This is a genomic window from Clostridium sp., from assembly GCF_050717515.1.
Taxonomy (GTDB): domain Bacteria; phylum Bacillota; class Clostridia; order Clostridiales; family Clostridiaceae; genus Clostridium_AD.
This window is the reverse complement of the sequence record NZ_JBOITL010000039.1, coordinates 116,981-129,766: the sequence shown is the minus strand read 5'-3', so window position 1 is coordinate 129,766 and position 12,786 is coordinate 116,981. Positions and strand designations below refer to the sequence as shown.

At 31.7% G+C, this 12,786-nt stretch carries 11 protein-coding genes; 10 read left to right on the top strand and 1 reads right to left on the bottom strand.

Annotation, left to right across the window (positions count from 1 at the left end; genetic code table 11):
• Positions 1 to 10: 10 nt before the first annotated feature.
• The 10 genes from ACREV6_RS22695 (at position 11) to ACREV6_RS22650 (ending at position 10,684) form a co-directional block, all read left to right on the top strand.
• On the top strand, positions 11 to 1,849 hold the full coding sequence (locus ACREV6_RS22695; protein WP_431580320.1) for a fused FliR family export protein/FlhB family type III secretion system protein: 1,839 nt from the start codon (positions 11 to 13) through the stop codon (positions 1,847 to 1,849).
• A gap of 48 nt (positions 1,850 to 1,897) precedes the next feature.
• Positions 1,898 to 3,928 (top strand): flagellar biosynthesis protein FlhA, encoded by a 2,031-nt coding sequence (gene flhA / locus ACREV6_RS22690; protein WP_431580506.1) that lies wholly within the window; start codon positions 1,898 to 1,900, stop codon positions 3,926 to 3,928.
• Positions 3,925 to 5,217, top strand: coding sequence for a flagellar biosynthesis GTPase FlhF (flhF, locus tag ACREV6_RS22685; RefSeq protein ID WP_431580319.1), 1,293 nt, complete (start codon positions 3,925 to 3,927; stop codon positions 5,215 to 5,217). Before flhA ends, flhF begins: the two co-directional genes overlap by 4 nt.
• On the top strand, positions 5,211 to 6,071 hold the full coding sequence (locus ACREV6_RS22680; protein WP_431580318.1) for a MinD/ParA family protein: 861 nt from the start codon (positions 5,211 to 5,213) through the stop codon (positions 6,069 to 6,071). The genes flhF and ACREV6_RS22680 overlap by 7 nt, the downstream gene beginning before the upstream one ends.
• A gap of 12 nt (positions 6,072 to 6,083) precedes the next feature.
• Positions 6,084 to 6,728: a flagellar brake protein gene (locus ACREV6_RS22675; RefSeq protein WP_431580317.1), complete on the top strand. Its 645-nt coding sequence runs from the start codon at positions 6,084 to 6,086 to the stop codon at positions 6,726 to 6,728.
• Between the two features lie 11 nt (positions 6,729 to 6,739).
• Complete coding sequence (locus tag ACREV6_RS22670) at positions 6,740 to 7,471, top strand: FliA/WhiG family RNA polymerase sigma factor (protein ID WP_431580316.1); 732 nt, start codon at positions 6,740 to 6,742, stop codon at positions 7,469 to 7,471.
• A gap of 17 nt (positions 7,472 to 7,488) precedes the next feature.
• Positions 7,489 to 7,953, top strand: coding sequence for a DUF6115 domain-containing protein (locus ACREV6_RS22665; RefSeq protein ID WP_431580315.1), 465 nt, complete (start codon positions 7,489 to 7,491; stop codon positions 7,951 to 7,953).
• 199 nt (positions 7,954 to 8,152) lie between these two features.
• Entirely contained in the window at positions 8,153 to 8,935 is a 783-nt protein-coding gene (locus ACREV6_RS22660; protein ID WP_431580314.1) for a flagellar hook-basal body complex protein, read from the top strand.
• 28 nt (positions 8,936 to 8,963) lie between these two features.
• Positions 8,964 to 9,761 (top strand): flagellar hook-basal body complex protein, encoded by a 798-nt coding sequence (locus tag ACREV6_RS22655; protein WP_431580313.1) that lies wholly within the window; start codon positions 8,964 to 8,966, stop codon positions 9,759 to 9,761.
• 143 nt (positions 9,762 to 9,904) lie between these two features.
• A complete protein-coding gene (locus ACREV6_RS22650) occupies positions 9,905 to 10,684 on the top strand; it encodes a hypothetical protein (RefSeq protein ID WP_431580312.1) in 780 nt (259 codons plus the stop codon).
• Between the two features lie 93 nt (positions 10,685 to 10,777).
• Here ACREV6_RS22650 and ACREV6_RS22645 read toward each other — a convergent pair whose 3' ends face one another.
• Positions 10,778 to 12,421 (bottom strand): putative manganese-dependent inorganic diphosphatase, encoded by a 1,644-nt coding sequence (locus ACREV6_RS22645; RefSeq protein WP_431580311.1) that lies wholly within the window; start codon positions 12,419 to 12,421, stop codon positions 10,778 to 10,780.
• Between the last annotated feature and the right edge of the window lie 365 nt (positions 12,422 to 12,786).

Sequence of the window (12,786 nt, the reverse complement as noted above, 5' to 3'; positions counted from 1 at the left end):
TGGAGTTATATTGATTAATACAGCTTATTATTTAGGCTTTATAATGGTGCTCCTGCGAATATCATCATTCGTTGTGGGTATACCAATTTTCTTCCCTAAGGGTACTCCTGCCATGGCTAAAGTTGGATTTTGTGTTGTTTTCACTTTTCTGATTTTACCAGGCGTTAATTATGAGAATGTAAAATTAATTACGAGTAACACTGGACTCATAATATTCTGTATAGATGAGGTTATTACTGGCTTAACCTTAGGGTACATAACAAAGTTTTGTTTTTTTTCAGCACAAATGGCTGGGCAGCTTATGGATTTCCAAGTTGGCTTTTCCATGATGAGCATGTTTGATCCTATATCCAATGAGAATGTTACGCTGCTTGGAAGGCTACTTTACTGGGTAAGTCTGGTAATGTTTTTTGTTGTAGATGGTCACCATATGCTAATAAGGGCTATTATTGATTCATTTAATGTTATTGTGCTTGGTAAGTTTATATTATCACAAGCAACAGCTATGATGATGGTAAAAATATTTATAGAGTTTTTCACACTGGGACTCAAAATAGCTATACCAATTATTTTGATAATTATTATAACAGATTTATGTTTGGGACTTATATCAAGAACAGTACCACAATTAAATGTTATGATTTTAGGTATGCCAATAAAAATACTAGTAGGACTCAGTTGCTTTGCACTAGTGCTACCAGCTGTTATAAAGTTAATAGTAGGTTCTTTTTATACTATTCCAGATATAATTAAAGCTTTTTATAAAGTAATACCCATGCTTATTATTGTTTCAGCAGATAGTGGTGAAAAAACCGAAGAAGCTACTCCTAAAAAGAAAAGTGATTCAAAGAAAAAAGGTCAAGTAGCAAAAAGTAAGGAATTATCATCTACCATTACACTAATAACCTCAACACTTTTGCTTATAATGCTGGGGTCCTATATGTTAGATAATTTAAAAGGGGTGGTAAGTCTTTTTTTAAGTAATTACTTAACCTTGAGTGTTACTGAGGAAACTTTCAAAACTGTGCTTGTTGTTTCTATAATGAAATTTGGTCTTTTGGTTTTACCAATTATGGTGCCTATTATGATAATGGGAGTGGTGGCAAGCTTAATGCAATCTGGTTTTATATTAACCGGTGAACCACTTAAACCAGATTTGAAAAAACTAAGTCCTATAAGCGGATTTAAGAAAATTTTTTCTACAAGATCCTTGGTGGATTTACTTAAAAATTTAGCTATAATTACTACCATAGGAGTTGTAGCTTATAATTATGTTAAAGACAATTATTTAGATATAATGAATTATGGAAGCTTAAAAATAGAGGCTATTTTAGGTGCTTTTGGAAAATTAGTTATAGATATATTTTTAAAAATTTCCATAATAATGCTTATAATATCTGTCATTGATTTTGCATACCAAAAGTATAAGCATAATAAAGAACTTAAAATGAGTATGCAGGAAGTTAAAGAAGAATATAAACAACAAGAAGGAGACCCACAGATTAAATCGAAAATTAGGCAAAAGCAAAGAGAAATGGCAGCTAGTAGAATGATGCAAGCAGTTCCCGATGCTACTGTGGTCATCACAAACCCCACTCACCTTGCTATTGCTATTAAATATGAGCAGGGAGGGGAAGGGGCACCAATAGTTGTGGCTATTGGTGCAGATAATGTTGCTATAAAAATAAAGGAGATTGCAAGTGTTAATGATATCCCAATAATTGAAAATAAACCACTAGCAAGGTTAATATATAAAGAGTTAGATATAGGCTCAGAAATTCCAACTGAAATGTATGGAGCAGTGGCCGAGATATTAGCATTAGTATACAAATTAAAGAAAAAAAAGTAGTGGAGGATAACCGTGGCTGAAAAAGCGAGATTCAACATAAAAAATAATATGGATGTTTTAGTAGCCTTTGGCGTAATGGGGATAATTTTAATGATAATTATTCCATTACCACCAAAGCTCCTTGATGTAATAATTGCACTTAATATTACACTAGCAGTTGTAATTTTACTATTAACAATGTTTACAACAGAAGTTTTGCAATTTTCAGTTTTCCCAACATTATTGCTTATCACAACACTTTTAAGATTAGGGCTAAATATTTCATCTACTAGGCTTATACTAACAGAAGCTTATGCAGGGGATATAATTGAGGCCTTTGGTGAATTTGTTGTTGGAGGTAATTATGTAGTTGGTATAATTATTTTCTTAATAATAATAGTTATACAATTTATAGTTATTACAGCCGGTGCTGGTAGAGTTTCTGAAGTTTCTGCCAGATTTACACTGGACGCTATGCCAGGTAAACAAATGAGTATTGATGCTGATTTGAATGCAGGGGTTATAACTGAAGAACAGGCAAGAGAGAGAAGAATAAAATTGCAAGATGAAGCTAGTTTTTATGGAGCAATGGATGGAGCTTCAAAATTTGTAAAGGGAGATGCAATAGCAGGTATAATTATTACCATCATTAATATTTTTGGTGGGATAATTATAGGCGTAGTAATGCTTAAAATGCCAATTGGAACAGCTGCAACCACTTATGTTAGGCTAACAGTAGGGGATGGTCTTGTAGGCCAGATTCCTGCGCTTTTAATATCAGTTGCTTCTGGTATTTTGGTTACTAGATCTGGTAGCACTACAAATTTAGGAACTCAAGTAACATCGCAACTTACAGCATTTCCAAAGGTTATTGCCATAGCATCAGTGGTATTATTAGTATTGGCTGCAATTCCAGGTATGCCTAGTCTTGTTTTCATTATGCTATCCATTGCTACGGCAATTAGTGCATATTTCTTACATAAAGACGAAAAAGATCAAAAGATTATGAAAATAGAAATTGATGAACAAGAAAATATTGAAACTGAAAACAGAGAACCAGAAAATGTAATGAGTCTGATTTCTGTGGAGCCTATGGAAATAGAAATAGGATATGGACTAATTCCACTAGCAGACGAAGCTACAGGGGGAGATTTACTGCAAAGAATTGCTTCAGTAAGAAGGCAGTGTGCATTAGAAATGGGAATTGTTGTTCAGCCCATTAGAATTAAGGATAATTTGCAACTTAAAACAAATGAATACGTAGTTAAGATCCGCGGTACTGTAATAATTAAAGGTAGTTTAATGCCAAGCATGCTACTTTGTATTGACCCTAGTTCTGAAGATGTTAATATACAAGGTATTAATACTATTGAACCGACTTTTGGACTGCCAGCAGTATGGATAAATAATGATCAAAGAGAAGATGCTGAAATAAAAGGACTCACAGTGGTAGATCCAACTACAGTAATGGTTACTCATTTAACAGAAACTATAAAAAATCATGCCTATGAACTTCTAGGTAGACAGGAAACTAAGTTACTAATTGATTCTGTAAAAGAAAAATATAATACTGTAGTGGAAGAATTAATACCAGATCTTATGACTATTGGTGAAGTACAAAAGGTCCTTCAAAGCTTACTTAAAGAAAGAGTAGCTATAAAGGATATGGTTACAATACTCGAGTCTCTAGCAGATAATTCTAGAATAACTAAGGATATAGAAGTGTTAACAGAATATGTTCGTTTTTCACTGGGAAGAAGTATCTGTAATGGACTAGTTGATGACAATGGAAGTATAACAATTATAACGCTTTCACCGGAAGTTGAGAATGTTGTTTCTAGTAATATTCAAAAGTCCATACAGGGATCTTTTCCAGCAGTAGATCCAGATACCACAGGTAGGATATTGAATTCTATCAAAAATAATATTAGCACAATTTATTTTCATAATAATCAACCAGTAATACTAGTGTCTCCAAAGATAAGACCAGCCTTTAGAAGGTTGATTGAGATGGTGTTTCCTACCATTTGTGTGCTTTCTCTCAATGAGATACCAAATGAAGTTGAGATTAAAACTGAAGGAGTTGTGACTCTAGAATGATTATAAAACGATATGTAGTGAGTAGCATGAACGAAGCCATGACAAGAATAAGATATGAATTAGGCTCGGAAGCTGTAATTATAAGTCAAAGAAAAATCCGAAAACCAGGAATAAAAGGATTATTCTCAGCAAAGATTATTGAAGTTACTGCTGCTATTGAAAATGAAATAAATGAGCAAGATCAAAATGTGAAAGAAAGTATAGAAGCAATTAAAAAAGTTGTGCAAAAGCAAAATGAAATTAAACCGTATCCTAAGGAGATTGAAAAACAAAATAGTGTAGTACACAGAAATTCGGGGTACGCACAGGAGAACAATACTGTTAACGCAAAGGTTAACAGTATTGATTCCACAATTGACCTAATGAGCGAAATGAAACAAATGAAAACTATGATAAGTGAGCTCTCACGTGTGAGTGAACTCTCACGTGTGAGTGAACTCTCACTTATTAGTGAGCTGGCTAGTTCTAGTAAACTTACCAGCGATAATAGCCCAGGAAATAATAATAAAAGTGATATAGAAAAATTATTAGAAGACAATGATGTAGATAGCGAAACTATAGTAAATATAATGATAAAAATTCAAAATTTTAAAACCAAAGATTATGGAATGGAAGATAATAAACTCCAAACTAGTGATTATGAAAAATTGAAACTAGTTTTAAAAGAAATGATTTATATTACAAAGCCAAAATTAGAGGGCAGAATAGTGCTTGTAGGACCAACAGGCGTAGGAAAAACAACCACCATCGCAAAACTTGCAGGAAGGCTTGCACTAGTTGAGAAGAAAAAAGTAGGGTTAATTACCGTAGATACTTACAGGATTGGGGCAGTTGAACAGCTTAAAACCTATGCCGATATTATGAGTATACCCTTTAAAGTGGTATACAATATGAAGGATATGGAAGATGCTATAGAAGCTATGAGTGAATGCGAGGTAGTGTTAATTGATACTACTGGAAGAAGTAGTAAAAATAAAATGCAAATATCCGAACTTCGAACTTTTGTGGAAAAGGCAGATACAAAAAACATCCAATTAGTGCTAAGTTCTACAACAAAGAACAAAGATATTAAATATATTATTGAAGGATATCAAATTTTGAATTATAATAGTATAATAGTAACTAAATTAGACGAAACTTCCACCTATGGTTCCATACTTAATATATTAGAAACTGCACAATCACCCTTAAGTTTTGTGACAACTGGTCAAAATGTACCTGATGATATTAAAGAGTTATCCCAGGATAAAATTGTTAGCCTCATATTAGGAGAGGATACTATATGCTAGACCAAGCACAAAGGCTAAGACAAATGGCATTGAAAAATCTTGATAGTGTGGATAGTAAGCCTCGAATTATAACAGTTACCTCTGGTAAAGGTGGAGTGGGTAAAAGTAATATAGTAGTTAATTTATCCATTGCACTTCAAAAGATGGGTAGGAAAGTTATGATTTTTGATGCAGATATAGGCATGGGAAATGATGATATTATAATGGGATGCTCTTGCCGGTATAACGTATTTGACGTTATAAGTAATGGCAAAGAAATTGAGGAGGTTGTAGTAAATGGACCATTTGGGGTGAAACTTCTTCCCGGAGGTTCCGCTCTTATGAAAGTGGAAGATTTGACAGAAACCCAAAGAAATGAATTTTTAAGTAAACTTACTGCTTTAACGGGACTAGATTATATAATAATGGATACGGGTGCGGGTGTAAATAAAAGTGTCTTGGGTTTTATTGCTTGTTGTGATGATTTAGTAATTGTAACAACACCAGAGCCTACTTCACTAACGGATGCGTATAGTCTGCTTAAAGCTGTTAAACATTTTAATATTAAAAATTCTGCGAAAGTTATTGTGAATAGATCATTAGATAATAATGAAGCTAATATAACTTTTAATAAATTTAATAATGCTGTTATTAAATTCCTTGATATGAAATTAGACTATTTAGGCAAAATAGGTGAAGATAAGAAAATAGCTTATGCAGTAAGAGCTCAACAACCTGTAATCGTAAGTTATCCCAGTTCAGAGGCCGCTAGGGATATAAATAATATCGCAAGTAAAATTGAAGGTATGAATGATAAGAAAAGTGGTATAGGTATTGAAGGGTTATTTAAAAAAATTTTTAGCATTTTTTCGTAAGGGGCTGGGATAATGATTAAGGTGGATTTTGTAATAAACAAGAAATTAGAAATATTCGTTGATGAAAAATATTACAATACCAACATACAAGATTTAACAGAGGATTATATAGAAATTAGTATTCCTATGAGCGCAGGTCAATATGTTCCATTGCCAAAAGGAGCTATTATAGATGTAATTTATTATGAAGAAGAGAATCTTTATAAATTTAAGTCTTCAGTTATAGGGCGTAAATTTGAAAATATACCCATTTTAATCATATCAAAACCTGTGGAAATAGAAAAGATTCAAAGAAGAAAATATGTTAGGGTACCATTGATAAAAACCGCTAAATATAAAAACCTTAAGAATGAGCCTAAAATAAATCCAAGGACCATAAATGAGAGCGAATATTTGAAGATTGTAATAGTTGATTTAAGTGGTGGTGGTATGAAGGTCAGAGTAGCAGAAGAAATTATGATGAATGACTTTATTTTGCTAAATTTAAGGGTTAATAATGAAGATATACATATAGTGGGACAAGCAAAGAGGATCCAAAAAGATGATGAAGGTAGATTTGTTTGCGGACTCAGTTTTGAATTCTTAGATAATTTAACGAGAGAAAGAATTATTAAATATATATTTCAGCTTATGAGAGAACAGATGAAAAAAATTTAGGAGGCGTTTATATGTCCATAGCGAGTATAGTTGATGTGCGTGAGCAAATTGTTAAAAACAATATACCCTTAGTTAAATATATCGCATCTAGAGTAATAATTGGAAAAACTAAATATGTCCAATATGAAGATTTAATTAGTTATGGAATGCTCGGACTCATGGATGCATTAGGGAAATTCGATGCAACTAAGGGCATGAAGTTTTCAAGTTATGCATCAATAAGAATAAAAGGTGCTATGATTGATGAGCTTCGCAAGAATAGTCCCATCTCTAAGGGCGCTATGGATAAACTTAATAGGTATAATGAAGCTATAGAGAAGCTACAGAAACTTCTTTATAGAGAGCCTTCAAATCATGAAATTGCGAAGGAACTGGGAATTACAATTGATGAGGTGGCTGACATTGAGAACAATATAAATTATATATCTGTAGTTTCTCTGGAGGATTTAATATTTTCTGATGAGGATGAAATGCCCCTTAGTGGTACAATTAAAGACGATAGGAGTCCAAGCCCCGAAAATGCATTAGAAGAAAAAGAAAAAATTGAATATTTATCTTTAGGCCTAGATATCCTAAAAGAGAAAGATAAAATGGTTTTAACACTATATTATTACGAAGGACTTACACTAAAAGAAATAGGAAATATTTTGAATGTATCTGAATCAAGAGTCTGTCAACTTCACAGCAGAGCACTTGTAAATCTAAGAAAAGCTTTTGTAAAACTGAAATATGAAATAGTATAGAATTTGGAGTGAATTATATGCCAGGGTTATTAATTTTTATTGGATTGATTCTTGTAATTTTAAATGTCTTATCTATAAAAAAGCAGAATAAGTCATTTGATGGAGTACTGGGAAATGCTATAGAAAATACTCATGATTACGACATTAGAATAGGAGAACTTAGACGAGAATTTTCTGAAAGTATTTTGGAACTTCAAAGTGAAATAATGTATATGAAAGAAACTATGAAAAAAAATGAGATCACAAAAAAAAGCTTGAATACTTCATATTTAGAAGAAACTCACCATATAGAAAATAGCGAAAAAATTTATGATGAAAACAAAAATGAAATTACTATAGATGAAGAGCTTAACAAAAGTAGTGAAAAGGTTAAGGAAATAAAAAAATTATTTAGTGAAGGACTATCTGTGGAAGAAATATCAGAAATAATGCATTTAGGTAAGGGGGAAGTACTATTAATAAAGGATTTATATATAAGATAAAAAATTTAATAGACTTTCTAAGTGATAGAAAACTTCTAATAGGAATAGGGATAGGTCTGATTATTTCAGCGATTTTATTAAGTGGTGCAAAGATAAATTATGAGATGAGTAAAGGTAAGGTTGAAATAAAGGCTAGAGGTTATGGAATGCGTTACCCTGATGAAATGCCAATTATTAACAAGGAAAAGGGAGTGGGAAAATGATTAGAGGTCTTTATACAGCAGTGACAGGTCTCATAACTGGAGAGGCTAAACAAAGCGTAGTATCTAATAATTTAGCAAATGCTAGTACAATTGGTTTTAAAGGTGATAATCTTTCTATTAAAAAATTCGATGATGTATTAATACAAAACTATGACAAAATGTCAAATGGTGTAAATACTAGGAATGTCATTGGTTCCCTTAGCATGGGAAGTAAAATCGATGATTTAAATACATATTTCGCTCAAGGTGTTATTCAAACAACGGATAAATCCACGGATTTTGCAATTGAAGGAAAGGGATTTTTTACAGTGCAAAGAAATGATGGTATTACATCTAAAAATTATTATACCAGAAGTGGTGATTTTCATGTTGATAGACAGGGGTATTTAGTAACCAATAGTGGGGACAAGGTACTATGTAAAAATAAAGCAACAAATGCAGTAGAACCTCTAAATGTTTCCGATGGTAAACTTCAAGTTGATAAAAGTGGAAATATTTCAGTTAATGGTCAAAACTTATATAAATTAAACACGGTGGATTTTGCAGATTATAAAACTCTTAAAAAAATTGGAGATAATTTGTATGAGGCCGCAAATCCAATTGATAATGGAACGGTTACAGTTAGGCAAAGTGCATTAGAAAAATCTAATGTTAATGTTGCAAATGAAATGGTGAATATGATGACAATTATGAGAAATTTTGAAAGTAATCAAAAGGTTTTACAAGCCATGGATGAAACACTGGGAAAAGCTGTTAATGAAGTAGGTACAGTAAGATAAAACATGCAAAAGAGGGGGGATGTAGTAGATGTTAAGACTTATGTGGAATAGCAAAAGTTCTATGATGGCTCAACAGGAAAAATTAGATTGTATATCAAATAATATTGCAAATGTAAATACTGATGGTTATAAAAAACTTAGTACAAATTTCAAAGACCTTCTATACGAGTCACTTGATAGAAAAGGATATCCAGTATCTACTGATAAAAACGGTAAAGCAATACTGCAAAATGGTACTGGTGTTAGGACTTCCGAATGGACAAGAGATAGTAAACAAGGTAATCTCACAGCTACAGAGCTTCCGACGAATTTAGCTATAGATGGTACAGGCTATTTTGAGGTACTTCAGCCGAATGGTAGCATGGCTTATACAAGAGCTGGTAATTTTAAAACAGATGCAAGTGGGACTATAGTTGACGAGGGTGGGAATAGATTAAGTATAATTGATAATCAGGGTAATAATATTAATAAGGCAAATGGACCTTATAAATTTAGTGGAAATAATTTTACGGTAGATGAAAAAGGTCTTGTAACTATAAAAGATAACAAGGGCGGTTTACCTGTGGGAAAAGTAAAAATTTCAAATATTATTGGCGATGATTCAATGATTTCCATAGGAGATAGTATGTATATGCCGAAACCTGGTGCACAGGTTGTGCAAAGTACTGATTATTCTATAATGCAGGGATTTTTAGAACTATCCAACGTTGATATGGGAGAAGAAATGACGGATATGCTTGTAACTCAAAGAGCCTTTCAGCTTACTTCTTCTACTTTAAAAACTGCTGATGAAATGTGGCAAATGGTCAATAACATGCGTAAATAAATTTATTATTAAAATAGACATGCTTATATAAGCATGTCTATTTTTAGTTGATTTAAAAATAATATAAAAATAGTTTTAATTAAAGAGTCCCCTTCATATATTAATAATAAAGCGCGTAATAAAATGATTTGGGGGGGATGGAAATGGGAATAGGATATGTATTTGGGTGTTTGCTTAGTATATTGCTATGGAGACTAGATAGGCAAGGGCTATTTAATTTCGTTAATATAGAATTAAGGAAAAAAATAAAAAATATATATGTGTTGCAATTTATATACTTTTCTGCTGTAATTGCTATATATATTGGGCTTACTTTTATGGAGAATAGTTCTCTTATAAAAAACGGTGAGGTATACAATGCATTGACAGCTTTTATAGTAATAGATATAAGTAATACAGAAAGAAAGAATTTACATCACACTGAAAGAAAACACTTTTATGACACAATGTCCACTATATCTAGATCGCTTATATGTGGATTTATTGCGCCTTTATTTTATATTATAATGTTTGGAAACGGAGCTGCTGTAATATTCACTTTAGTTTACAATTTGAGTTTTGATGAGAATTTGAATATAATAGGTAGGATTCTATCTATAGCTTGTATAATTCCAGCATTAATAGGTGAAATTTTTTTATATTCAATTTATGTTTTTAAAAACAAAAACTTAAAGATAAAGTTTAAAGGGGATTATATTAATAATCTTTGGAAAACACCTCTTCTTAATGTGGATATACTAGCGGCTTATATAGAATCTGTTAATTTTTATTTTCATTATAATGGTAATAATATGCATTATCTAAAAAGTTATGGAGAATACAATAACAAGATTGATGACGCATGCATTAAGGATTATTTAAGTATAAGCTATTCTATATGTTTTGTACTCTTTATTGCTATTCTGCTTTTGAAATTAGTATAGTTCTATAACAATATTTATGGGTATAATAAATTTAAATAAAAAAGCAAAGCATATGAAAACAAATGCTTTGCTTTTTATTTCGTATTATATAATTTACTTTATTTGATTTATGGCAGCGGCAATAGGTGGTATAACTTGTTTTTTTCTTGACACTATACCAGGTATATATACACCATTATCATTAAGAGTAACATTAAAGGCTTTTGAAACAATATCTTTATGTTGCCCTGCAGCTATTAATACAGAACCGCCATTTAATATGTCAGTTAACATTAGTAAAATAATGTCGTAGCTGCTTTCTTTGGCTTTTTTATTCATAAGCTTTATTATGTCTTCTTTTAATGGGTCAAAGCCATCAATATACATGGTACCAACTTGTGATACTCCTACTTTATAATTATTAAGAGAAAAGGTCTTAAAATCTTGGTAGAAAATTTCTTGAGCAGTTTTACCCTCAAGAGATGTACCAGCTTTAAACATTTCTTTAGCAAACTCTTCTACATTTAAATTGGCAATTTGAGCCAATCTTTTTAATACAAGCTCATCTACTATAGTAGATGTAGGAGATTTAAGCAGCAGTGTATCAGAAATTATAGCTGCACATAGAAGACCAGCAGCACTTTTTGAAGGCCTAATTCCATTTTCAAAGAATATGGAGGCTACGATGGTTGAAGTGCTACCTACAGGCTCATTTCTAAAATATATAGGGAAACCAGTTTGAACATCTGCAATTCTATGATGGTCTATTATTTCTAATACTTCAGCATCTTCAAGGCCAGACACAGATTGACTTCTTTCATTATGATCCATAAGTATTACTTTTTTTCTGTTTTGGGATATTAGATGGAATCTGGATACACTTCCAATAACTTTATTATTTTCATCAATTACTGGATAACTCCTGTATCTAGTTTCAAGCATAATATACTTTATATCTTCAATAAAATCCTCTGTATTAAAGCTTAAAACATTTTTTTTGGTCATAACATAATCTATAGGAATACTTTGAGTTATTAATCTAGAAGCTGTAAAAGTATCATAAGGGGTTAATATAATTGTACAACCATTCGCTTTTGCAAGTTTTACAACTTGATCCTTTGGAGGGTGATTTCCTGTAATAATTAAAAGGCAAGCTTTAGAATTAATTATTAAAGACTGAGAATCTTCTCTATCGCCACATATGGCAATGTCACCAGCCTCTATTACAGTTTTCGTGCTTTCGGGATTCATAGCAGCTACAATAATTTTTCCAGTTATTTTAAAAGTATCGTCTGGTTTAAACAAGCATTTAGCTGCTAGAGTATCTAAAATATTCTCAAGGGTAGTATTACTTTTGGCAAGAATAGAATTATCCCAAATGTCTAAATAGCTTGCGGCAAGATTTGAAATTGAAGCTACACCAGCGAGCCGTTCATTTTCGTCTATAACAGGTAGAGTATTAATATTATTTTTCTTCATAATGGACCAGGCCATTTTTAGAGAAATATCAGGTGATATAGGAGCTACAATATCTATATCTAAATCAGAAATCTGTGTTTTAACCGTAGTTATAAGCTCAGGTTCTGCTACTTTAAAGTAATTAAGAATAAATTGTGTTTCCAGATTTGTTGCACCTAGTCTTATAGCAACTGCAGGAATTTTTCCTGTTTTATTTTTAAACTCTGCATATGCAATAGCAGAGCAAATAGAGTCAGTATCTGGATTTTTATGTCCAGTAACATAAATAATGTTTTTCACGTATGGCCTCCTAGTTTTTCTTTTGTCATTTTTATTAACAATCATTGTTACTACTAGTTTATATTGAAATTGCCATATTGTAAAGGGAAAATCAACCTTAACTCTCGATTCTCAACTAAAGAAGCTTGATTTTAAGGCTCTACATATTACTAATTTGAGTTGACTCCTTATGTATTTTAAATAAAATAATACACTATATTCTTTTCATATGTAAGCAAATAAACACATATATTATTAAAGAATAAAAAATATAGTAAGATCACAAAATTAGTAAGTGGTATATAGGCGGGAGAAGTATAAGGGGGCATGCACGTGATTAACGAACAATTGTCAAAGGATAAAAACAAGAAAGGAGGATCTGCTTT